The sequence below is a fragment of the Silvimonas iriomotensis genome (genome assembly GCF_014645535.1).
GTDB classification, from domain to species: Bacteria; Pseudomonadota; Gammaproteobacteria; order Burkholderiales; family Chitinibacteraceae; genus Silvimonas; species Silvimonas iriomotensis.
In genome coordinates this window covers 12,764-35,099 of sequence record NZ_BMLX01000002.1, presented here as the reverse complement: position 1 = coordinate 35,099, position 22,336 = coordinate 12,764, and the positions used below count along the sequence as shown (strand labels likewise).

General features: G+C 61.2%; 17 protein-coding genes. 12 read left to right on the top strand and 5 right to left on the bottom strand.

Annotation, left to right across the window (positions count from 1 at the left end; all coding sequences use genetic code 11):
* Positions 1–89: 89 nt before the first annotated feature.
* The 4 genes from IEX57_RS06710 (at position 90) to IEX57_RS06695 (ending at position 9,200) form a co-directional block, all read left to right on the top strand.
* Entirely contained in the window at positions 90–1,406 is a 1,317-nt protein-coding gene (locus tag IEX57_RS06710; RefSeq protein WP_188703526.1) for an MdtA/MuxA family multidrug efflux RND transporter periplasmic adaptor subunit, read from the top strand.
* 88 nt (positions 1,407–1,494) lie between these two features.
* Positions 1,495–4,614 carry an MdtB/MuxB family multidrug efflux RND transporter permease subunit gene (locus IEX57_RS06705; protein ID WP_188703525.1) on the top strand — a complete coding sequence of 1,040 codons (3,120 nt, stop codon included), beginning with the start codon at positions 1,495–1,497 and terminating at the stop codon, positions 4,612–4,614.
* On the top strand, positions 4,614–7,727 hold the full coding sequence (locus IEX57_RS06700) for a multidrug efflux RND transporter permease subunit (RefSeq protein ID WP_188703524.1): 3,114 nt from the start codon (positions 4,614–4,616) through the stop codon (positions 7,725–7,727). The genes IEX57_RS06705 and IEX57_RS06700 overlap by 1 nt, the downstream gene beginning before the upstream one ends.
* Positions 7,728–9,200, top strand: a complete 1,473-nt coding sequence (locus IEX57_RS06695; RefSeq protein WP_188703523.1) for an efflux transporter outer membrane subunit — start codon at positions 7,728–7,730, stop codon at positions 9,198–9,200.
* Positions 9,201–9,254: 54 nt separating this feature from the next.
* On the opposite strand, the gene IEX57_RS06690 is transcribed toward IEX57_RS06695, so the two are convergent.
* Entirely contained in the window at positions 9,255–10,115 is an 861-nt protein-coding gene (locus IEX57_RS06690) for a DMT family transporter (RefSeq protein WP_188703522.1), read from the bottom strand.
* 182 nt (positions 10,116–10,297) lie between these two features.
* On the opposite strand from IEX57_RS06690, the gene IEX57_RS06685 reads away from it, so the two are divergent.
* The 6 genes from IEX57_RS06685 to IEX57_RS06660 all read left to right on the top strand — a co-directional run bounded on the left by IEX57_RS06685 (position 10,298) and on the right by IEX57_RS06660 (position 15,861).
* Positions 10,298–11,515, top strand: coding sequence for an MFS transporter (locus IEX57_RS06685; protein ID WP_188703521.1), 1,218 nt, complete (start codon positions 10,298–10,300; stop codon positions 11,513–11,515).
* A 304-nt stretch (positions 11,516–11,819) separates the two neighbouring features.
* Complete coding sequence (locus IEX57_RS06680; protein WP_188703520.1) at positions 11,820–12,602, top strand: hypothetical protein; 783 nt, start codon at positions 11,820–11,822, stop codon at positions 12,600–12,602.
* A 110-nt stretch (positions 12,603–12,712) separates the two neighbouring features.
* On the top strand, positions 12,713–14,131 hold the full coding sequence (locus tag IEX57_RS06675) for a DUF2252 domain-containing protein (protein WP_188703519.1): 1,419 nt from the start codon (positions 12,713–12,715) through the stop codon (positions 14,129–14,131).
* 88 nt (positions 14,132–14,219) lie between these two features.
* A complete protein-coding gene (locus IEX57_RS06670; protein WP_188703518.1) occupies positions 14,220–14,630 on the top strand; it encodes a hypothetical protein in 411 nt (136 codons plus the stop codon).
* Positions 14,631–14,864: 234 nt separating this feature from the next.
* Positions 14,865–15,170: a hypothetical protein gene (locus IEX57_RS06665; protein ID WP_188703517.1), complete on the top strand. Its 306-nt coding sequence runs from the start codon at positions 14,865–14,867 to the stop codon at positions 15,168–15,170.
* Between the two features lie 58 nt (positions 15,171–15,228).
* On the top strand, positions 15,229–15,861 hold the full coding sequence (locus IEX57_RS06660) for an HAD-IA family hydrolase (protein ID WP_188703516.1): 633 nt from the start codon (positions 15,229–15,231) through the stop codon (positions 15,859–15,861).
* Between the two features lie 24 nt (positions 15,862–15,885).
* On the opposite strand, the gene dbpA is transcribed toward IEX57_RS06660, so the two are convergent.
* From dbpA to IEX57_RS06645, 3 genes are all read right to left on the bottom strand, one after another.
* A complete protein-coding gene (dbpA, locus tag IEX57_RS06655; protein WP_188703515.1) occupies positions 15,886–17,277 on the bottom strand; it encodes an ATP-dependent RNA helicase DbpA in 1,392 nt (463 codons plus the stop codon).
* 68 nt (positions 17,278–17,345) lie between these two features.
* On the bottom strand, positions 17,346–18,119 hold the full coding sequence (gene map / locus IEX57_RS06650) for a type I methionyl aminopeptidase (RefSeq protein WP_188703514.1): 774 nt from the start codon (positions 18,117–18,119) through the stop codon (positions 17,346–17,348).
* Between the two features lie 95 nt (positions 18,120–18,214).
* Positions 18,215–19,120 carry a LysR family transcriptional regulator gene (locus IEX57_RS06645; RefSeq protein WP_188703513.1) on the bottom strand — a complete coding sequence of 302 codons (906 nt, stop codon included), beginning with the start codon at positions 19,118–19,120 and terminating at the stop codon, positions 18,215–18,217.
* A 137-nt stretch (positions 19,121–19,257) separates the two neighbouring features.
* On the opposite strand from IEX57_RS06645, the gene IEX57_RS06640 reads away from it, so the two are divergent.
* Positions 19,258–20,646, top strand: a complete 1,389-nt coding sequence (locus IEX57_RS06640; RefSeq protein ID WP_188703512.1) for an MFS transporter — start codon at positions 19,258–19,260, stop codon at positions 20,644–20,646.
* A gap of 15 nt (positions 20,647–20,661) precedes the next feature.
* Here the strand turns inward: IEX57_RS06640 and IEX57_RS06635 are convergent, their stop codons facing one another.
* On the bottom strand, positions 20,662–21,030 hold the full coding sequence (locus IEX57_RS06635) for a hypothetical protein (RefSeq protein WP_188703511.1): 369 nt from the start codon (positions 21,028–21,030) through the stop codon (positions 20,662–20,664).
* 200 nt (positions 21,031–21,230) lie between these two features.
* Here IEX57_RS06635 and ada point away from each other — a divergent pair, with 200 nt between their 5' ends.
* Positions 21,231–22,334 carry a bifunctional DNA-binding transcriptional regulator/O6-methylguanine-DNA methyltransferase Ada gene (gene ada / locus IEX57_RS06630; protein ID WP_229708871.1) on the top strand — a complete coding sequence of 368 codons (1,104 nt, stop codon included), beginning with the start codon at positions 21,231–21,233 and terminating at the stop codon, positions 22,332–22,334.
* The last annotated feature ends 2 nt before the right edge of the window (positions 22,335–22,336 follow it).

Genomic DNA, 22,336 nt, shown 5'->3' with positions numbered 1-22,336 from the left:
TCTTCCGCCAGTTGCCTGTGTTCCAGCCCCAGGCGGCGGCACGACAAGACCTGACCGATCAGCCATACCGGATAAAAACTGGATTTCCCATGTCTGCAGACCCGCACCAACCCGCTTCCTCCTCTTCTGATCCCACCCCGCGCCGCCGCGCTGTCTGGCCCTGGTTGCTGGCCGCAGTGGTCGTGATTGGCGTCGGGGGTTACTTCATTACCCACGCCAAACCAGGTGCAGCCGCACAGGCCGGTGGTGGCCGCCGTGGCGGTGGCATGGGCGGCCCGGGTGGCGCACCCATGCCGGTTCAGGCCCGCAAGGTGATCTCTGGTGATCTGAATGTGTATCTGACTGGCCTTGGCACGGTGACACCGGCCAACAATGTCACGGTGCACAGCCGCGTGGATGGTTTGCTGCAGAAGGTGTTTTTCACCGAAGGCCAGATCGTGAAAGAAGGGCAGGTACTGGCCCAGATCGACCCCGCGCCGTTCGCCGTTGCCGTCGCCCAGGCAGAAGGCCAGCTGGTGCGCGATCAAGCCCAGTTGCTGGGTGCCCAGCAAGATCTGACCCGCTATCAGACGCTGCTGACGCAAGAGTCGATCAGCAAGCAGCAGGTTGACCAGCAGACCGCGCTGGTGAAGCAATATCAGGGCACCGTCAAGGCAGATCAGGCCGCCGTGGATAGCGCCAGACTGCAGTTGTCCTATACCCGCGTGACCGCACCGGCACCGGGCCGGGTGGGTCTGCGCCAGGTTGATCCGGGCAACATGATTCACGCCACCGATACCAATGGCCTTGTGATCATCAACCAGGTCACACCGATTTCCGTGCTGTTCACGATTCCGGAAACCACCTTGTCAGGCGTGCTGGCGCAATTGAACAAGGGCAACACCTTGCCGGTGGATGCCTTTGATCGTGGTCAGCAGATCAAGCTGGCCAGCGGTAAGTTGCTGACGGTCGATAACCAGATCGACACCACCACCGGCACGCTCAAGCTCAAGGCCAGCTTCGCGAATGAAGATGGTTCGCTGTTCCCCAACCAGTTTGTGAATGCGCGCCTGCTGGTCGAAACCCGGCACGACGCGACCCTCATTCCCAGCGCGGCGGTTCAGCGCGGCACCAGCGGCACGTTTGTGTTTGTGGTGGGGCAGGACCAGTCGGTGGAAGCGCGCCCGATCAAGCTGGGGCCGGTGGATGGCGAAAACGTGGGCGTGGAATCCGGCGTGAAACCGGGTGAAGTGGTGGTGATTGATGGCGGCGACAAGCTCAAGGATGGCTCGCCGGTTGAGGTGATCTCGCCCAACGCCAGCGGTGTAGCCGGCATGAAGCCGGGCGCCCGCAATGGCAGCCGGCCGCATGGCAAACACGCCAGTGGTGCCAGCGGTGCCTGGCGGCACAGGCAAAGCCAGGAGTAACGAACATGCCCGGAACCCTGTATTCACAGTGTGATCCGGGCTTCGCTGTGCTTGCCATGCTGCCCGTGGGTCTGTCTGAGAATCCCGTATGAATCCGTCACGTTTGTTTATCTTGCGCCCGGTGGCCACCTCTTTGCTGATGGTTGCCATCTTGCTGGCCGGCCTTGTGGCCATGCGCTTTTTGCCGATTTCCGCCTTGCCGGAAGTCGACTACCCGACCATTCAGGTGGTCACGCTGTATCCGGGCGCCAGCCCGGATGTCACCACGTCATCCATTACCGCGCCGCTGGAGCGCCAGTTCGGCCAGATGCCGGGCCTGTCGCAGATGTCGTCGGTGAACTCGGGCGGGGCCTCGGTCATTACGCTGCAGTTTGACCTCTCGCTGGGGCTGGATGTGGCCGAGCAGGAAGTCCAGGCCGCCATCAATGCCGCCAGCAACCTGCTGCCGACCGATCTGCCCATGCCGCCGATCTACAGCAAGGTGAACCCGGCCGATACGCCGATCATGACGCTGGCCATTACCAGCGGCACCATGACCTTGCCCAAGGTTGAAGACCTGGTGGATACCCGGCTGGCGCAGAAGATTTCGCAAGTGCCGGGGGTCGGTCTGGTCAGCTTGTCGGGCGGCCAGCGCCCGGCCGTGCGCATTCAGGCCAATCCCAAGCAACTGGCGTCGTACGGGCTTAATATCGAAGACGTACGCACCGCCATCGGCAACGCCAATACCAATCAGGCCAAGGGCAGTTTTGATGGCCCGATGCGGGCCTCGACCATCGACGCCAATGACCAGCTCAAGAGCGCAGCCGAGTACAACAGCCTGGTGCTGGCGTACAAGAATGGCGCGGCGATCCGTTTGTCTGATGTGGCCACTATTGTTGATGGCGCAGAGAACTCGCGTCTGGCGGCCTGGGCCAACGATAAACCGGCCATTTTGCTGAACATCCAGCGTCAGCCAGGGGCCAACGTCATCCAGGTGGTCAACAACATCAAGAAACTGTTGCCGACCCTGCAAGCCACGCTGCCCGGCGCGGTAGATGTACAAGTGCTGACGGACCGCACGACCACCATCCGCGCGTCGGTGACTGACACGGTGTACGAGCTCTTGCTGGCGATTGTGCTGGTGGTGCTGGTCATCTTCGTGTTCTTGCGCAATGTCTCGGCCACCGTCATCCCCAGCGTGGCCGTGCCGTTGTCGCTGGTGGGTACGTTTGGCGTGATGTACATGTGCGGGTTCTCCATCAACAACCTGACCTTGATGGCGCTGACCATTGCCACCGGTTTTGTGGTCGATGACGCCATTGTCATGATCGAGAACATCGCGCGCTATATCGAAGAAGGCGAAGAACCCATGACCGCCGCGCTCAAGGGCGCGGAACAGATTGGCTTCACCATCATTTCGCTGACGTTCTCGCTGATCGCCGTGCTGATTCCGCTGCTGTTCATGGGCGATGTGGTGGGCCGGTTGTTCCGGGAATTCGCCATCACGCTGGCGGTCTCGATCCTGATCTCTGCGGTAGTCTCGCTGACGCTCACGCCGATGATGTGCGCGCGGTTGCTCAAGCACGTACCGGAAGAAAAACAGGGCAGGTTCTATCACGGGGTGGGCGCGTTTTTTGATCGCGTCATCGCCCAGTACGGCAAGTGGCTGACCTGGGTGCTTGATCGCCAGCGCCTGACGCTGGCTGTCGCGGTCGGCACCGTGGTGCTTACCGGTCTGTTGTACGTGTTCGTGCCCAAGGGGTTTTTCCCGGTGCAGGATACGGGCGTTATCCAGGGGATTTCCGATGCGTCGCAATCGGTGTCGTTTGAAGCCATGTCGGCCCGCCAGCAACAACTGGCCGATGTGATCCTCAAAGACCCGGATGTCGAATCGCTGACCTCGTTCATCGGCGTGGATGGCACCAACGCCACGCTGAACAGCGGCCGCATGCTGATCAATCTCAAGGCGCATGATCAGCGTTCGTCCTCGGCCAGCGAGATCATTCGCCGTCTGCAACCGGAAGTGGCCAAAGTGCAGGGTATTTCGCTGTTCATGCAGCCGGTGCAAGACCTGACCATTGAAGACCGCGTGGCGCGCACGCAATACCAGTTCACTCTGCAAACAGCCGATATCAACGAGCTGTCTACCTGGGTTCCCAAACTGGTCGACAAGCTCTCGGCCTTGCCGCAACTGGCCGATGTCGCCAGCGACATGCAGGACAAAGGTCTGCAAGCGTATGTCGATATCGACCGCGATGCGGCCGGGCGCCTGGGCATTACGCCGGCGGCCATCGATAACGCCTTGTACAGCGCTTATGGCCAGCGCATGGTCTCCACCATCTACACCCAGGCCAACCAGTACCGCGTAATTCTGGAAGCCTCGCCCGATCAGGCGGTCGGCCCGCAATCGCTGAATGATCTGCATGTGGCCGGTACCAACAACGTGCAGGTGCCGCTGTCGGCCGTGGCGCGCGTGGTGGAACAGAACACGCCGCTGGTGATCAACCACCTGGCGCAGTTCCCGTCGGCCACGGTGTCGTTCAACCTGGCCTCGGGCGCCTCGCTGGGCGAAGCGGTGCAGATGATTGATCAGGCCGAGAAAGAAATCGGCATGCCGATCTCGATCGCCACCAGCTATCAGGGTGCGGCGCTGGCCTTCCGGGCGGCGCTGTCCAACGAGTTGTGGCTGATTCTGGCCGCCATTGTGACCATGTATATCGTGCTGGGCGTGCTCTATGAGAGCTACATCCACCCGATCACCATCCTCTCGACACTGCCTTCGGCTGGTATTGGCGCGCTGCTGGCGCTGCTGCTGGCGCGTACGGATCTATCGGTGATTGCCATCATCGGCATTGTGTTGCTGATCGGTATCGTCAAGAAAAACGCCATCATGATGATCGACTTTGCCTTGCAGGCAGAGCGTGACGAAGGCAAGCCGCCGCGCGAGGCCATTTACCAGGCGTGTCTGCTGCGCTTTCGGCCGATCCTGATGACCACCATGGCGGCCTTGCTGGGCGCGCTGCCGCTGATGCTGGGTACTGGCGTAGGCGCGGAATTGCGTCACCCGCTGGGTGTGACCATGGTTGGCGGTTTGCTGGTCAGCCAGTTGCTGACGCTGTTTACCACGCCGGTCATCTACCTGTGGTTTGATCGTGTCAGCGGCCGTTTCCGTGACTGGAAAGCTCGCCGCAACGGTCAGGTCAGTACGCCTTCGACGGACGTGCGCTGATGAGCTTTTCTGCCACTTTCATCAAGCGGCCTGTCGCCACCACATTGCTGACTTTTGGCATTGCGCTGGCGGGGATCGTCTCGTTCATGCTGTTGCCGGTATCGCCGCTGCCGCAGGTGGATTACCCGACGATCTCGGTTTCAGCCAGCTTGCCCGGCGCCTCGCCCGATACCATGGCCGCCACGGTGGCCACGCCGCTGGAGCGTGCGCTCGGGCGCATTGCCGGCGTGACGGAAATGACGTCGTCCAGCTCGCTGGGCTCCAGCCGCATTACGCTGCAGTTTGATCTGGATCGCGATATCAACGGCGCCGCGCGCGACGTTCAAGCCGCCATCAATGCCGCACGCAGCCTGCTGCCCACCGGCATGCCCAGTAATCCTACTTATCGCAAGGTGAACCCGGCTGATGCGCCGATCATGATTCTGGCGCTGACCTCAAAAACCATGAGTCAGGGCCAGATGTATGACGCGGCCTCGACCATCCTGGCGCAGAAACTGTCGCAGATCGACGGGGTGGGGCAGGTGGATGTGGGCGGTAGTTCTTTGCCCGCTGTGCGCGTGGAACTCAACCCGACGCAACTGAACCAGTACGGTATTTCGCTGGAAACCGTGCGCACCACGCTGGCGGCGGCCAATGCCAACCGGCCCAAAGGGTTTGCTGAAGACGGTGACCGGCACTGGCAGATTTATGCCAGCGATCAGGCCAAAACGGCCAAGGAATATCTGCCGCTGATCATCAGCTACAAAAACGGCAATGCGGTGAGATTGTCGGACGTGGCCGAGGTCAAAGACTCGGTGCAGGATGTGCGCAACGCGGGCTCGGCCAACGGCAAACCTTCTGTGCTGCTGATTTTGCGGCGGCAACCGGGCGCCAACATCATCGAGACCGTCGACCGGGTCTACAAGGAACTGCCGCGTCTTGAAGCGCAGATTCCGGCCGCCATCCAGGTAGATGTCGCGCTGGACCGCACGCCGACCATCCGCGCGTCGCTCAGTGAAGTCGAGCGCACGCTGGTGATCTCGGTGTTCCTGGTGATTCTGGTGGTGTTCCTGTTCCTGCGTAACTGCCGCGCCACGCTGATCCCGGCGGTGGCTGTGCCGGTGTCGCTGATCGCCACGTTTGCCGCCATGTACCTGTGCGGATTCAGCCTGAACAACCTCTCGTTGATGGCGCTCACCATTGCCACAGGCTTTGTGGTCGATGACGCGATTGTGGTGCTGGAGAACGTCTCGCGGCATATCGAGGAAGGCATGAAACCCTTCCAGGCCGCCATGGCCGGGGCCAGTGAAGTGGGCTTTACGGTCATCAGCATGAGTATTTCGCTGGTGGCGGTGTTTATTCCCATTCTGATGATGGGCGGGATTATCGGCCGCTTGTTCCGCGAGTTTGCGGTGACGCTGTCGGTGGCCATTCTGGTGTCGCTGATTGTCTCGCTGACCACTACGCCGATGATGTGCTCGCGCTTGTTGCGCCCGGAACGCAAGACGCATGGCCGGCTGTATCGCTGGAGTGAAGCCGTGTTCAACGGCATGCAAAAGGGCTACAGCCGTTCGCTGGCCTGGGTGCTGCGTCACGGCCCGCTGACCATGCTGATCCTGCTGATCACGGTGTTCCTGAACGTCTATTTGTATATCGTCATCCCCAAGGGCTTCTTCCCGCAGCAAGACACCGGCCGGATTATCGGCAACGTGCAGGCGGACCAGAGCATTTCTTTCCAGGCCATGCGCCAGAAAGTGTCTGACTTTGTGCAGATCGTGAAGAGCGATCCGGCCGTGGATGTGGTGACGGCGTATACCGGCGGCGGTCAGCGCAACAGCGGTTTCATGTTTGTGTCACTCAAGCCTTTGAGCGAACGCAAGATCTCTGCCGATGCCGTGATCGCCCGCTTGCGTGGCAAGCTGGCCAACGAGCCCGGCGCGCAGTTGTTCTTGCAATCCGTCCAGGATATCCGCGTGGGGGGCCGCAGTTCCAACGCGCAGTACCAGTACACACTGCAAGCGGATGATCTGGCGGTCTTGCGTGAATGGCAGCCGAAAATCCAGGCCGCGCTGGCCAATGTGGACATCCTGAAAGATGTGAACACCGACCAGCAGGACAAAGGTTTGCAGACCACGCTGACGCTGAACCGTGACGCCATGGCGCGGCTGGGGCTGACCGTGACGCAGGTCGATCAGGTGCTCAACGACGCCTTTGGCCAGCGCCAGGTCTCCACCATTTACCAGCCGCTGAACCAGTATCACGTGGTTATGGAAGTGGCGCCGCAGTACTGGCAAAGCCCGGAAGCGCTGAAGAATATCTACATCATTACCGCTGCCGGCGCGCAGGTGCCGTTGTCGACCATTGCCTCTTACGGCCCGACGTTTACGCCGCTGGCGGTGAACCACCAGGGCGAGTTTGTGGCGGCGACGATCTCGTTCAACCTGGACCCGGGTACGTCCTTGTCTGAAGCGCAGGTCGCCATTGAAGACGCCATGAACCGCCTGAGCGTGCCGACGTCCATTCACGGCAGCTTTGCCGGCAGTGCGGCGGCGTTCCAGCAATCGCAGAACTCGCAACCCTTGTTGATCCTGGCAGCCATTGTGGCCGTGTATATCGTGCTGGGCATCTTGTACGAGAGCTACGTGCACCCGATCACCATTCTGTCCACGCTGCCATCGGCCGGGGTCGGGGCGTTGCTGGCGCTGATGCTGTTCAAAACGCAATTCACCATCGTGGCCTTGATTGGCGTGTTGCTTTTGATCGGGATCGTCAAGAAGAACGCCATCATGATGATCGACTTCGCGCTGGAAGCGGAGCGCAAGCAAGGCATGAAATCGCGTGATGCCATCTATCACGCCTGCCTGCTGCGGTTCCGCCCGATCATGATGACCACCATGGCGGCCATCCTCGGGGCCATTCCGCTGGCACTGGGGCAGGGAGATGGCGCTGAACTGCGTCAGCCGTTAGGCATTTCAATCGTTGGTGGTCTTGTGGTCAGCCAGGTGCTGACGCTGTACACCACCCCTGTCATGTATCTGTATCTGGATCGTTTCCGTTTCTGGTGTCTGCGCCGTCTGGGCCGGGCCGAAGCACAAACGACGTTTGACGCGCAAAGTGGCGCAGGAGCCCGCTAAATGAAACGCAATCTGACATTGACCCTGATGACCTTCGCCATGGTGGCTGCGCTTTCCGGTTGCGCGGTGGGGCCTGATTACAAAGGCGCGCCGCAGATCGATACCGGCACGGCGTTCAAGGAAGCGGCCGGCTTCAAACAGGCCAACCCGCAAGACCTGGCGCCGCGTGGCAACTGGTGGGAAATCTACGGTGACAGCACGCTCAATGGCCTGATGGACCAGATCAAGGTCACCAACCAGACCGTCAAGCAATTTGAAGCGCAGTATCGCCAGGCCCAGGCCGCAGGCGATGTCGCCCGCGCTGCCTACTGGCCGACGCTGGGGCTGGATCTGTCTGCCTCGCGCAGCCAGAGCAACACCAGTACCGTGAGCGGTACCGGTGGCTCGCAGACCACCGTACAACGCAGCGCTGTGAAGAATAACTACGGTGCCGTGCTCAACGCCAGCTGGGAACCGGATATCTGGGGCAAGGTGCGCCGCCAGGTGGAAGCCCAGGACGCCAGCACCCAGGCGTCTGCCGCCAACCTTGCTGCTGCGCTGTTGTCGGCCCAGGCCACACTGGCCCAGGATTACTTCCAGCTGCGCGTGATCGACGCCCAGAAAGTGCTGCTGACCCAGACCGTGGATGCCTACCAGAAGTCGCTGACGCTCACGCAGAACCAGTACAAGGCCGGTATCGTGACCCGGGCCGATGTGGCCCAGGCGCAGACCCAGTTGCTGACCGCACAGGCATCGCTGACCGATCTGGGCGTATCACGCGCGCAGCTTGAGCACGCCATCGCCATCCTGATGGGCAAGGCCCCGGCCAATTTCAGCCTGGAAGCCCAGCCGGCCCTGACTGCCACGCTGCCGGATGTGCCGGCTGGCGTACCGTCTGACCTGCTGCAACGCCGCCCCGACATCGCCGCTGCTGAACGCGCCGTGGCGCAAGCCAACGCCAATGTCGGCGTTGCCACCGCAGCCATGTACCCGGCGCTGACCTTGTCCGGCTCCGGCGGTTATCAGGGCAATGAGTGGGGCAGCCTGTTTGATCTGCCCAACCGCATCTGGTCTTTGGGTGCCGGCCTGACGCAACCGCTGTTCGAAGGCGGCCTGTTGAAAGCGGGCCAGCAAGAAGCGGAAGCCCAGTACGACGCTACCGTTGCCGAATACCGCCAGACCGTACTGGGCGGCCTGCAGGAAGTGGAAGACAACCTGGCTACCCTGCGCATCCTGCAAGACGAAGCGCAAACCCAGGACCTGGCCGTGAAAGCCGCCCAGGATTCCGCCAACCTGGCGCTGAACCAGTACAAAGCCGGGACCGCGACTTACGTGAACGTCGCGACCACCCAGGCCTCTTTGCTGAGCGCAGAACGCAGCGCGCTGGACCTGCAACAACGGCGCTTTACCGCCAACGTGTTGCTGGTCAAGGCACTGGGCGGCGGCTGGCAGGCCTCGCAAATGACGCAAAACCAGACCGCATCGGCCAGGTGATTGCGGGTTGGTCCCAACAAAAAGCCCCGGTTTCCGGGGCTTTTTGTTATCGGGTCAGCGAGCTTGGCGATCACGCCCGGCGCGGGAATACCACACCGCACCCAGCATCACCACGCCCCCAGCCACCAGCCGCGGCACGTCGGCATGCTGGTTAAAGAACACCAGGTTGATCAGCAGCCCGATCGGGATATGCATGTTGTTCATGGCGCCCAGCGTGCCGGCATCGACCATGCAGGCGCCTTTGTTCCACCAGTAAAAACCCAGCGCGGATGACGCCAGGCCCAGGAAGGCGAGCACGGCAAACTGCTCTGGCAGCGTCGGCAGTCTGGCCGGGTTGCCAAAGATCAGGAACGAGGGCAGGGCGACGATCAGCGCGCCGGCAAAGAAGTAACCGAAGGAACGGTACTCCGGCAGGTTCACCGGGTAGCGCCGCACCAGTTGCCGGTAACCGACCTGGCCGGCAGCAAAGGTCAGGTTGGCCAGTTGCAGCAGCAAAAAGCCGGTCAGCGCGTTGGCGTCGATATGATCGTAACGGATGATCAACGAGCCCAGCACCGCCAGCAAGGTGGCACCGAACGCACGGCGGTTGAAGCGGCGCTGGTACAGGTCATCGAGCAAGGTGATGTAGATCGGCGTGAAGATGGTGAACAGCAGGACTTCGGCCACGCTGACAAAGTGAAACGAGCGATACAGCAGCAGATAAGTCACACCAAACTGCAAGGCGCCGGCAGCCATGGTACCCAGCTTGCGCATGGCAGGAATGGCGGCCCAGGCAGTGAAGGGCAAGAACACGAGGCCGGCGATGGCGACGCGGGTGAGTACGGCGAAGTCGCTATCTACATGGCCGGCCAGAAAAATGCCGATCAGGTTGAAAGACAGCGCCCAGACCACGTTGATGACAAGCAGATAGAGCATAGGTATTTACGTTTGTACAGTTTGTAAATAAGAAAACGGTCATTTTCGGGCATGAATGATACAGCGCCGTCAGGTTTGGGCCTATCATTCAGTTTGTGCACATTTTGCTGCTCCGCATCAAACCGACCGGTCCAGTTTTGTGCCTTTGCAATAACCATGTTTGACCAGACCGGCCGCAACTCATGTCTTCAGAATCCAGCATTCCCCCTGTTACGAATAATCCCCAGGACGAAAACGTCACGCTGCGCGTGGTCAGTATCGTCCTGTTTACATTTCTGGCGTACCTGACCATCGGGATTCCGCTGGCGGTGTTGCCCTCTTACGTGCATAACGATCTGGGCTATGGCTCGGTGCTGGCAGGTCTGGCCATCAGCGCGCAATACCTGGCAACGCTGGCCAGTCGCCCGCATGCCGGTCGCATGTCTGACACCATTGGCGCCAAGCGCACCGTCCTGTATGGCCTGGCTGCTGCCGGTGTCAGCGGCGTATTCATGCTGGCCGCGGCGTTTACCACCCATATCCCCTGGCTGAGCCTGACCTTGCTGCTGCTGGGCCGGCTGGTGCTGGGTTGTGCCGAGAGCTGTTGCGGTACCGGGGCGATTACCTGGGGTATCGGTACGGTGGGCGCGCAACATACTGCCAAGGTGATTTCCTGGAACGGCGTGGCCACGTATGGCGCGCTGGCTGTGGGCGCACCGGTGGGGGTGTTGCTGACGCAGCATCTGGGCTTTGCGTCGATCGGTATCGTGGTGATGCTGCTGGGCGTTGTGGGTGTGGTGCTGGCGTTGCCGCGCAAGGCCTCCCCGATTGTGCATGGCGAGCGGTTGCCGTTCCGCAGTGTGCTGGGCAAGGTGTTTGCCTATGGCACCGGCCTGGCGCTGGGCTCGGCCGGCTTTGGCACCATTGCTACCTTCGTCACGCTGTTCTACGCCAGCCGGCACTGGCCCAACGCGGCGTTTACCTTGTCGATGTTCGGCATCTGCTTTGTCGGCACGCGGCTGATCTTCGCCCGCAGTATCAACAGTTACGGCGGTTTCAAGGTCGCCATCGTGTCGTTTGTGGTGGAGTGCATCGGCCTGACGCTGTTGTGGAACGCGCTGACGCCGACCATGGCGCTGCTGGGTGCGGCGCTGACCGGGATCGGCTTTTCGCTGGTGTTCCCGGCGCTGGGGGTAGAGGCCGTTGCGCTGGTGCCGGCCGCCAGCCGTGGCGCGGCGCTGGGTGCGTATTCGGTGTTCCTGGATGTCGCGCTCGGGTTGATCGGCCCGGTGGCGGGGCTGGTGATCAGTGGTTATGGCTACCCGGCGATCTTCTGCATTGCCGCGCTGGCCGCAGCGGCTGGCGTGGTGCTGACGGTGGTGTTGCATCAGCGCAACCCGCGTACGCCGGTTATCGCCTGATCCGTTTTCCTGTCAGTGCCTGCAAAGCCCGGCTCGCCGGGCTTTGTCATATCTGCGATCCGCGTCGTTATTGACGCAGCGCGCCATACGGTGGCGCTGCTGACCCCGGCACAGCGCGCTCTGGCTGACCGGCGGCGTTGTTTCTCCAACAGTCTGCCTAACACAAAGACTTACAACCGTCTAACGTTATGGGTGAGCAATGACCAATGCGCCGGGGGCATGTTGCACACGCCACCCTGCATGCACAAATACAAGATCGAAAAAAAAACGGTACCGCCGCCAACGTGGCGCAACGGGCCGGGAGATGGGTATGCACACGGGCTGGATCAAGCTTGGAGCGGGATGCGCGCTGGCCGCCTGCCTTGCCGGCGCGGCATGGGCCGATGAGGACTTTGTCCCGGTGCAGCCAGACACGACCGACAACGTGCTGGTGCCGGCGCGGCTGGGCCTGAATACCGCCGGTAACGCCTGGGATGCCAAAGGGGCCAGCTTTGGCCCGTCTGCTTATGCTGTCAGCAATCAGTGGTCGGTGGTGTCGCAACCGCTGTTGAGCGGTGCGCATTCTGATCTCTTGCCCGGTTCCAACCCCTACGGTAGTGGCCAGGACGTACAGAACCTGTTGCTGTTGCCCAGCAAAGTCAATGATGGTGACTGGGTCCTGGGTGGCGGCACGGCGTATCTGGGCGAAAGCACGCTCAATTCCCCCAATGGCTTGCCGCGCTGGGGCGCCGGCCCGTCTGGCGTGCTGATGATGCAGAGCGACCACTGGAGCTGGGGCGTCGAAGCCAATCACATCTGGTCGTATACCGTACCGGCGCTGCATGGCAACGCCAGTACCTCGGCCGTGCAGCCCTTTGTCTCGTTCAGCCAAAGTTCGGGCTATGTCTGGTCCGTCGGCTCTGAAACCACGTACGACTGGCTGGGCAAGGTCTGGACCGTGCCGGTCAGCGCGGGTTTATCGCGCATGTTCTCGGTCGGCAGCGAGAAAGCCATGCTCGGCGTGGAAGGCAAATACTGGATCAGCCGCCCTGACAGCGCGCCTGGCTGGGGTGTGCGCCTGACTGCCTCCATGCTGTTTCCTGATTGATCCCGTTGCTGGCTGAGTGACGTCGCGCCTTGCAGGCAATCGCCGCAGGGCGGGCTATCCTGTGACTATCTGTCGTGAATGAACTCACCAGAACACAGCAGGAGCCACAAATGCAAAAACAGCAAGCCACCCTGGAAGAACGGATTGACCGCGGTCTGCAGGCACGCAAGGCCGTCAAACGCGGCGCGCATGAGCATCCCGGCAAGTGCGATCGGGACCCGATCCTGTTGCTGCAATCCAATAGCGAAGGCCGCGTGTCGCGGCTGGTGCCGCTGCGCTACGCCCGCATGCTGGCTTCGCCCTTTGCGTTTTTTCGCGGCAGTGCCATCTTGCAGGCGCATGATTTGTCCGGCACGCCCGATTCCGGCATTTATTTCCAGATTTGCGGTGACAGTCATCTCTCCAATTTTGGCGGGTTTGCCACGCCGGAACGCAATCTGATTTTTGATGTGAATGACTTTGATGAAACCCATCCCGGCCCGTGGGAGTGGGATCTCAAGCGCTTGTGCGCCAGTTTTGGCGTAGCCGGGCGGCACCTGGGGCATGGTGACCCGGCGGCAGAAGAAATGGCCTACACCGCCGCGCGCACCTACCAGCAATACATGGCCGAATACGCGCAAATGGGTGAACTGGAAGTCTGGTACGAACAGATCACCTTCGAGCGCTTGCTGGAGCAATCCCGTTCTGCCGAAGGCCGCAAGATCGTCAAGGAAGGGATTGCCAAGGCCGACCGGCGCAGCAGCGAAGAACTTTTGCCCAAGCTGGGCGTGCTGGATAACGGGCAATGGAAAATCCGTGATGCGCCGCCAGCCGTGTTCCACATTCACAGCAACACCACCTTGTTTGACGAGGTGGACGACTGGGTGCAACTTGGCGGCCCGGAAGCGCTGATGAAGAAGTTGTACAAAGAATATGTGGGCACCATCGCCCCCAGCCACCGCCAGTTGCTGGAACGGTTCTCATTGCATGACATGGCATTCAAGGTGGTCGGCGTCGGGAGTGTGGGCACGCGTTGCCTCGTGGCTTTGTTGATGGATGACCAGGGCAAGCCGCTGTTCATGCAGATCAAGGAAGCGCGTGATTCGGTGCTGGCGCCTTATGTAAAAAGCAAATCGCCGCTGCAGCACCAGGGCCGGCGCGTGGTGGATGGCCAGCGCATGATGCAGGCCTCCAGCGATATTTTCCTGGGCTGGTCCACCGGCCCTTCAGGGCGGCATTTTTATTTCCGCCAGTTGCGTGACATGAAAGTCTCCGCCCAGGTCGATCTGTACGATACGGAACGCCTCAAAGGGTATGCCCGTGCGTGTGGCTGGGTGCTGGCACGGGCGCATGCCCGGGCCGGTGGCATGGCGGCCGAGGTCAGCGGCTATATCGGCAAGAGCGACAGCATGGCCACCGCACTGGCCAGATATGCCATGGCCTATGCCGATCAGGTTGATATCGACTACGACGCGTTTTCCAAAGCCTGCCGGTCCGGCCGCCTGCAAGCCAGAACAGAAGCGGATTACGCTGCGGATTTCTCGGTCTGAACGTGGGCGCCATGCGTTTGCCAGCAAGCTCGCCCTGCGCGCTCTAAGATGAAGGGCGTTGAGCCGCAAAACACAAAGGAAGAAAAGGATGCAAACCCGTTACACCATCACCGCCGCATTGATCTGTGCCGTCTTGCTGGGCCAGGTCCACGCGGCTGGCCTTGGTTTCATGAGCAATACACCGCTCAGCCGCCTCAAGCCTGACGAAATTGCCAGTCTGGACAAAAGCATTGAAGACGCGCTGGAGAACAGCAAGATTGGCCAGAGTGAAACGTGGAGCAATGCCGACACGCAAACCTCTAACGTGACCAGCGTCAAAATCACGCCCACGCGGGAGTTTGAACGCAATGGCTTGAGCTGCCGCCAGGTCAGTCTCAAGTTCTCCAACAAGGTACAGAACGATTCAATGAACCCGTCGTACTGCAAAGGCAGCGATGGCAAATGGGATCTGGCGACACCGACCAGCGCACGCGCGCCGCGCGCCTCGGCTGCCCAGTAAGCCACGGCTGCCCCAACAAAAAAAGCACGCAGCCAGCGTGCTTTTTTTGTTGTGTTGATATTGGGATTTGCATCACATCTACGGGCAACCAGTTCATGCTAATGTCATTGTGCAATGCGGTTAACGCTGCGGCTGGCGCGGTGCGTATTGTTACATAATGACCAGCACATTTTTTATTTCTTGTTTAATATGTAAGCTGTAATTCAATGTGAAATAAACTTTGTCGGAGCATTCATGTTTGTCCAGCTGGTTCAATCTCGCCTTAAAGATCCCAATGCACATGATGTTTTTCTGGCCCTGACACAGGACATGCTGGCCTGGTTGCGCGTCCAGGCTGGGTTTGTCGCCTATGAACTGTATGAAGGCGACGGCTATTTCTTTGATCGTCTGGTGTGGGAAGACGAATCCAGTTGTCGTGCGGCGGCAGATCGCTTTATGGAAACCGGCACTGCCTTCAGCATGCTGGCGCTGGTCCAGCCGGAAATCCATACCTTGTTTGGCGAGGAAATTGTCGTTGCTGCAGCGCAACCTGTTGCCTAGTCACCCACCGCGCTGCCCGGTATGCTGAGCGACTGTTTCACGCTTGGGGTCGTACGGGATGTCTGCGGTAGAACTGGTCTGTTTTGATCTGGATGGCACGCTGGTCGACAGCGAGCGCTTGTGTAACCAGGCCTTCCTGGAATTGCTGCCGCAACTGGATGAAACGCTGGAAGGCATGGTGGCGCGCTACCGGGGCGTGAAGTTTGCGCCCATTGCCGCAGACCTTGCCCGCCGTACCGGCCAGCCGTTGCCTGCCGACTTTGAAACCCGCTATCGCGCCCGCGTCGCGCAGCTCTTTGATGAAGAACTGCAGCCCATGCCCGGCGTACTGGCCATGATCCGCCAGTTACAACTGCCGTTCTGTCTGGTCTCTAACGGTCCGCTGGCCAAAATGCGCCATGCGCTGGCCGTCACGGGGCTGGCGCCCTGGTTTGGCGAGCGTCTGTTCAGCGCGTATGACGTGGGTATCTGGAAACCTGATCCCGGTTTGTTCCTGCACGTGGCCGCGCACTATGGCGCCGCGCCTGCACGCTGCGTGGTGGTGGAAGACAGCCCCACCGGAGTGACCGGGGCGGTGGCAGCGGGAATGCAGGCACTGTTTTACCAGCCGCACGGGCTGGTCGATACGGTGCCCGCAGGGGCAAGGGCGTTTCACCACATGGATGAATTGCCCGGCCTGCTGGCGGGTTAAAGCGCGGCGCAGGCCGCGCCGTGTTTACTCCTCAATCAAGCGCACCTTGTAGCGTTTGCCCTTGATATTGGTGTTGCCCAGCCGCTTGAGCGCCTCAAACGCGATATTGCGTTCCACCGCGACGTAGGTAGAGAAGTCGAACACGTTGATCTTGCCGATCTGCTCGCCCTTGAAGCCGGCTTCGCCCGTCAGCGCGCCCAGCACATCACCCGGGCGCAGTTTGTCTTTGCGGCCAGAGGCGATTTCCAGCGTCGACATGGGCGGTTGCAAGGTTCTGCCGTCGGCCGGCGTGGCTTCGTTCAGGTGATGCCACACGGCTTTGACGCCTTGCTGGTATTCCTCGATCAGGCGCACCCATTTTTTCTCTTCTGCCGCCGCCAGCGTCACTGCCAGACCACGTTCTTTACCGCGACCAGTCCGGCCGATACGGTGAACGTGCACTTCTGCATCGCGAGAGACATCCACATTCAGCACCATGTCCAGCGAGGCAATATCCAGACCGCGCGCAGCGACGTCGGTGGCGACCAGCACAGAGCAACTGCGGTTGGCAAAGCGCACCAGGATTTCATCACGGTCACGCTGTTCCATATCGCCGTACAACGCCGCAGCGGACAGCCCGCGGGCGCGCAGCGCCTGGGTCAGCTCACGACAGTGGATCTTGGTGTTGCAAAAGGCCAGCGTGGACACCGGGCGGAAGTGCTCAATGATCTGCGCTGCGGCATCGTTGCGGGCCGTGTGCTCGACATCGTAAAACCGCTGTTCGATGCGGCTGGCGTCATGGAAAGACTCCACCTTGATCTCGACCGGCTGGCGCAGGAAACCGGCGCTTTGCTTGCGGATATCTTCGGTGTACGTCGCAGAGAACAGCATGGTCTGCCGATGCTTGGGGCACTGGCGGACAATGTTCACCACTTCCTCGTAAAAACCCATGTCGATCATGCGGTCGGCTTCATCAAGCACCAGCATGCTGACGCGGCGCAGGTCCAGCGTGCCACGCGCAAGGTGATCGTGCAGGCGGCCCGGCGTGCCGACGATGATATGCGCGCCGTGCTCCAGCGAACCGATCTGCGGGCCCATGGGCGTGCCGCCGCACAAGGTCAGGATCTTGATGTTGTCCATGTGCCGTGCCAGTTGCCGCAGCGACTTGGCGACCTGGTCGGCCAGTTCACGCGTGGGGCAGATCACCAGCGCCTGGATGGCAAACAGTGTCGGGTTCAGGTTATGCAGCAAACCCAGGCCGAACGCAGCGGTTTTGCCGCTGCCGGTCTTGGCCTGGGCGATGACGTCCTTGCGCTCCAGAATGAGCGGCAGGCTTCTGGCCTGGATGTCCGTCATTTCGTGGTATTCAAGGCTGGCCAGGTTGGCCAGTTGCGCGGCCGACAACGGCAGAGCAGAGAAGGGGGTCTTCCTGGTCACAGGCAGTCCTTGCAATCAATCAGTTCTAAAAAACAACGCCCGATCATGCGGGCGCTGTGTGGATGGCTTTAGCGCACAAAGTTTTCCGGCCACGGCGTGAGGATTTCAAATCCGTCATCCGTCACGGCAATCATGTGTTCCCACTGGGCCGAGAGCGAGCCGTCGCGTGTGACGACGGTCCAGCCGTCCGCCAGCGAGCGCACGCCGGCTTCACCGGCATTGATCATCGGCTCGACCGTAAAGGTCATGCCTTTTTTCAGGCGCAGGCCGGTGCCGGGGCGGCCGTAATGCAGCACTTGCGGTTCTTCGTGATACACGCGGCCAATGCCGTGGCCGCAGTATTCGCGCACCACAGAGTAACCGCGGCTTTCTGCCAGGGTCTGGATCGCGTGGCCGACATCGCCCAGCGTCGCGCCGGGGCGGACCACTTCAATGCCCGCCATCATGGCTTCAAACGTCGTGTCCACCAGGCGCTGCGCGGCTTCGGAAGGCGTACCGGCGTAGAACATGCGGCTGGTATCGCCATGCCAGCCGTCCTTGATCACGGTGACATCAATGTTGACGATATCGCCATCCTTGAGGATTTCCTTGGGGCTGGGAATACCGTGGCAGACCACACCGTTGACCGAGGTGCACAAGGTCTTGGGAAAACCGTGATATCCGACATTGGCCGGAATGGTCTTCTGTACTTTGGTGATGTAATCAAAGCAGCGGCGGTCCAGTTCTTCTGTCGAGACACCCGGCTGTACGTACTCGCTGATCATTTCCAGCACTTCAGCGGCAAGGCGGCCAGCCACGCGCATGGATTCGATCTGTTCGGGTGTCTTGAATTGAATGGCCATTGCAATCCTTTGAATAACAGCGGGTTTGATTTGCAATTATCCCGTGAGTTGCGCGGGATATACAGCGTTTTCGCCAGAATGGCCTGGATAATCGCTCAGCCCCCGGCTTTGCGGACCTCGGCCCGGGCGATATCCAGCATGGCGCGCACCAGTGGCGGCGGGCTTTCGCGGCGCCAGGCCAGCCACACCGCCGTTTGCGCGGCAGGGTCGGCAATGGTGCGATAGGTGACGGTTTCAACCTGGATGCGCTGCTGCAGGGCAGACAGGATGGCCACGCCAAAGCCGGCGGCAATCAGCGCCACCTGGGTCGATGTCTCACGCACTTCCTGGGCCACACGCGGCGTAAACCCGGCGTCGCGGCACAGGTTCCAGACCTGGTCTGCCATGGTGATCCCCATGCCGCGCGGCAGCATGACAAAGTCGTCATCGGCAAATTGCGCCAGCGACACCGGCTCGCCCGGCTTGCTGCGTGCCGCCGGGTGGCTGGTGTGCATGGCCACCACCAGCGGTTCATGCATCAGTTCGATCATGTCCAGGGAGTCGGGCAGGGCAATGGGCCGGATCACCGCCAGATCCAGCCAGCGCTCCAGCAAGGCCTTGATCTGCTCCGGCGTGGGCATTTCCCGCAGGGTCAGTTGCACGGCCGGGTGGCGGGTACGGAAAGTATGAATGGCCCGCCCGAAAATCGCCGTGTAGGGCGCCGAGGCGGTCAGCCCCATGCGCAATTCGCCCGATTCGCCGCGGTGCGCGCGCACCGTTTGTTCAACCGCGTGATCCACCTGCTGCAGGATGCGCCGGGCATGCTCCAGCAGCGTGCGCCCGGCCTCGGTCAACTCTACGCGGCGGTTGGTCCGGTTGAACAAACGCACGTGCATGCTGTGTTCCAGCGCCTGGATCTGTTGCGACAGCGGCGGTTGGGTCATGCCAAGGCGTTCGGCTGCGCGGCCAAAATGCAGTTCTTCGGCGACGGTCACAAAGTAGCGGAGCTGGCGTAGTTCCATGGGTGATTAAGTCGGAAATCATATCAAATGAGTCGATTGATATTATCGACATAAAAACCGGATTTTCCTAGACTTGATTGCCAATGAAATCAAATGGCGCGCCTGTGCCCGCGCGCCAGTTCACCCCTGGAAACTCCATGTCATCCGAACACAACGGCCTGCCGCTGCCCGCGCGCTACTGGGCCATTCTGACCATCGCGCTGGCCATCAGCATGGCGGTGCTGGACGGCGCCATTGCCAACGTCGCCTTGCCCGCCATCGCGCATGATCTGCACGCCAGCCCGGCAGCCTCGATCTGGGTGGTGAACGCTTACCAACTGGCCACAACGGTGTCTTTGCTGGCGTTTGCCTCGCTGGGCGATATCTACGGTTACCGCCGCATTTACCAGATCGGCCTTGCCGTGTTCACCGTGACCTCGGTGTTCTGTGCGCTGTCAGACTCACTGATGACCTTGACCATCGCCCGTATCCTGCAAGGCTTTGGCGCCTCGGCGCTGATGAGCGTGAACACCGCGCTGGTGCGGCTGATTTACCCCAGACAACAACTGGGGCGCGGCATGGCGATCAACTCGCTGGTGGTGGCGTTGTCGTCCGCCGCCGGCCCGACCATTGCGGCGGGGATTTTGTCGGTGGCCAGCTGGCAGTGGCTGTTTGCCATCAATCTGCCGCTGGGCGTGCTGGCATTCGTGATCGCCATGAAAGCCTTGCCGGGCAACGCACACCAGGGCACGCACGGGTTTGATCTGAAAAGCGCCTTGCTGAATGCGGCGACTTTCGGCCTGCTGATTTTCAGCATTGATGGTCTGGGCCATAACGCCAACAAGCCGCTGGTGCTGGCCATGCTGCTGGTGTCGCTGGCGGTCGGATACGTGTTTGTGCGGCGCCAGTTAACGCTGGCCGCGCCGATGCTGCCTGTCGATTTGCTGCGCATTCCGGTGTTTGCGCTGTCGATCTGTACCTCGATCTGTTCATTCAGCGCGCAAATGCTGGCCATGGTGTCATTGCCGTTTTATCTGCAAGAGACGCTCAATTTTTCTGCCACGCAAACCGGCCTGTTGCTGACGCCGTGGCCGCTGGCCATTATGGTGACCGCACCATTGGCCGGCCGTCTGGTCGAGAAGAAATACTCGCCGGGCATGCTGGGCGGGATCGGACTGGCGCTGTTCTCGGCCGGCCTGTTGTTGCTGGGCTTGTTGCCGGCCAATCCGACGCATCTGGATATCATCTGGCGTATGGCCTTGTGCGGGGTGGGCTTTGGTTTCTTCCAGTCGCCCAACAACTTTGCCATTTTGTCATCTGCGCCGGCGCACCGCAGCGGCGGCGCCAGCGGCATGCTGGGTACGGCGCGGCTGGTCGGGCAAACGGTCGGGGCGTCGCTGGTGGCGCTGATGTTTGGTTTGTTTGGCCAGAATGGCACGCGTAGCAGCTTGCTGATCGCCGCTGTGTTTGCCATTTGCGCGGCGGGCGTCAGTTTCATGCGCATGGCGGGCGGCGTGAATGCCACGCCGGCGACCAAAGCAGGTTAAGTGCAGTAGTGCGGATCAGGCGCGGCGTTGCTGCGCCCGGTTGCGCATGACAATCACTGCCACAAACAAACCCAGCAGCGCGCCGGGCAACAGCAGCGGCAACATCAGGCAGATGATCAGGCCAAGTGCCAGCAGCGGCAGCAAAAACAGCCCCAGCAGCAAGATGGATGATCCGGCCAGCAGGGTCATCAACAAGGTGACCAGCAAGCCATCCAGCAGCAGGGCCAGCAACACGCTGCCGACCAGCATGGCCCAGCCCGGGATCAAAGGCACGGGCTGCCCGTTGTAGGTGACATGCAGCCACTGCGTCGGGAAGAAATAATGTCCGATGATGATGACGAGTGCTGCCAGCGCCAGAACCCGTACGACGCTCGTACCACGCATGATCTTGCCCCAATCCGGATCAGCGCCCGCCCGGTATGCACCAGCACGAACGCACTATGCACCAAGCATATGCCCGCACCACGACAGTAGCAAACCCCGCATAATGACAGGTCTGTTTACCGGAATTTGAAAGCAAGGCACGGAGTGCGCCTGCGCGGGCATTGATCGACCATGGGGGCGTCAATGAACCAGGAGCCATCATGTCTGCCCAACTTGCCATGTCTGCCAAGCCTGCTGCCGCGCCTGCCGCGGTCTTTACCTCTGATGATGCGCGCTGGGATGCGGTCCAGCGGCGTGACCACGCAGCCGATGGTCAGTTCTGGTACGGCGTGAGCACGACGGGGATCTATTGCCGGCCGTCTTGCCCGTCCCGGCATGCCTTGCGCAAACACGTGCATTTTTATGGCAGCCAGGCAGCGGCGCAGGCAGCCGGCCTGCGTGCCTGCAAACGCTGCAAACCGGACGAGGCGTCTCTGGCCAGCCAGCATGCGGCCGCAGTCGCGCGGGCCTGCCGCTTGATCGAATCTGCCGAAAGCCTGCCGACACTGGCCGAGCTGGCGGCCGCCGCAGGGTTAAGCCGCTATTATTTTCATCATGTCTTCAAGGACATCACCGGGGTGACGCCGCGTGAATACGGCGCGGCCCACCGCGCTCACCGCGTGCGCGATGAGTTGCAGCGCACTGATCATGTCACCGACGCGCTCTACCAGGCCGGGTTTGGTTCCAGCGGCCGCTTTTATGAGAAATCTGCCGAAATGCTGGGCATGAAGCCCAAGGGCTACCAGCGTGGCGGTGCGGGTGTGGCCATCCGTTTTGGGGTAGGGCAGTGCGCGCTGGGGGCAATCCTGGTCGCGGCCACCGAACAAGGCGTGTGCAGCATCTTGCTGGGGGATGATCCGGACGCGCTGGTGCGCGATCTGCAAGACCGCTTCCCCAATGCCAGCCTGAGTGGCGCGGACGCTGCGTTTGAACAATGGATGGCGCAAGTGATCGGCTTTGTGGATCACCCCGCGGCGGGGCTGGCTTTGCCGCTGGATATCCGCGGTACGGCATTCCAGCAACGCGTGTGGCAGGCGCTGCGTGCCATCCCGCCAGGCCAGACGGTAAGCTATGCCGAGATTGCCGAGCGCATTGGCCAGCCGCGCGCAGTACGGGCGGTGGCGCAAGCCTGCGCGGCCAACAAACTGGCGGTGGCAATCCCGTGCCACCGCGTGGTGCGCAATGACGGCGGGTTGTCAGGGTATCGCTGGGGCGTGGAGCGCAAGCGGGCCTTGCTGGAACGGGAAGCGGAGAATTCGCAGTGAGT

Coding starts and splice junctions, on each gene's coding strand:
- IEX57_RS06665 (WP_188703517.1), top strand. CDS start 14,865: ATGTTTGTCCAGCTGGTTCAATCTCGCCTTAAAGATCCCAATGCACAT.
- IEX57_RS06685 (WP_188703521.1), top strand. CDS start 10,298: ATGTCTTCAGAATCCAGCATTCCCCCTGTTACGAATAATCCCCAGGAC.
- IEX57_RS06705 (WP_188703525.1), top strand. CDS start 1,495: ATGAATCCGTCACGTTTGTTTATCTTGCGCCCGGTGGCCACCTCTTTG.
- IEX57_RS06640 (WP_188703512.1), top strand. CDS start 19,258: ATGTCATCCGAACACAACGGCCTGCCGCTGCCCGCGCGCTACTGGGCC.
- IEX57_RS06680 (WP_188703520.1), top strand. CDS start 11,820: ATGGGTATGCACACGGGCTGGATCAAGCTTGGAGCGGGATGCGCGCTG.
- IEX57_RS06695 (WP_188703523.1), top strand. CDS start 7,728: ATGAAACGCAATCTGACATTGACCCTGATGACCTTCGCCATGGTGGCT.
- IEX57_RS06710 (WP_188703526.1), top strand. CDS start 90: ATGTCTGCAGACCCGCACCAACCCGCTTCCTCCTCTTCTGATCCCACC.
- ada (WP_229708871.1), top strand. CDS start 21,231: ATGTCTGCCCAACTTGCCATGTCTGCCAAGCCTGCTGCCGCGCCTGCC.
- IEX57_RS06645 (WP_188703513.1), bottom strand. CDS start 19,120: ATGGAACTACGCCAGCTCCGCTACTTTGTGACCGTCGCCGAAGAACTG.
- IEX57_RS06690 (WP_188703522.1), bottom strand. CDS start 10,115: ATGCTCTATCTGCTTGTCATCAACGTGGTCTGGGCGCTGTCTTTCAAC.
- IEX57_RS06700 (WP_188703524.1), top strand. CDS start 4,614: ATGAGCTTTTCTGCCACTTTCATCAAGCGGCCTGTCGCCACCACATTG.
- IEX57_RS06660 (WP_188703516.1), top strand. CDS start 15,229: ATGTCTGCGGTAGAACTGGTCTGTTTTGATCTGGATGGCACGCTGGTC.
- IEX57_RS06670 (WP_188703518.1), top strand. CDS start 14,220: ATGCAAACCCGTTACACCATCACCGCCGCATTGATCTGTGCCGTCTTG.
- map (WP_188703514.1), bottom strand. CDS start 18,119: ATGGCCATTCAATTCAAGACACCCGAACAGATCGAATCCATGCGCGTG.
- IEX57_RS06635 (WP_188703511.1), bottom strand. CDS start 21,030: ATGCGTGGTACGAGCGTCGTACGGGTTCTGGCGCTGGCAGCACTCGTC.
- IEX57_RS06675 (WP_188703519.1), top strand. CDS start 12,713: ATGCAAAAACAGCAAGCCACCCTGGAAGAACGGATTGACCGCGGTCTG.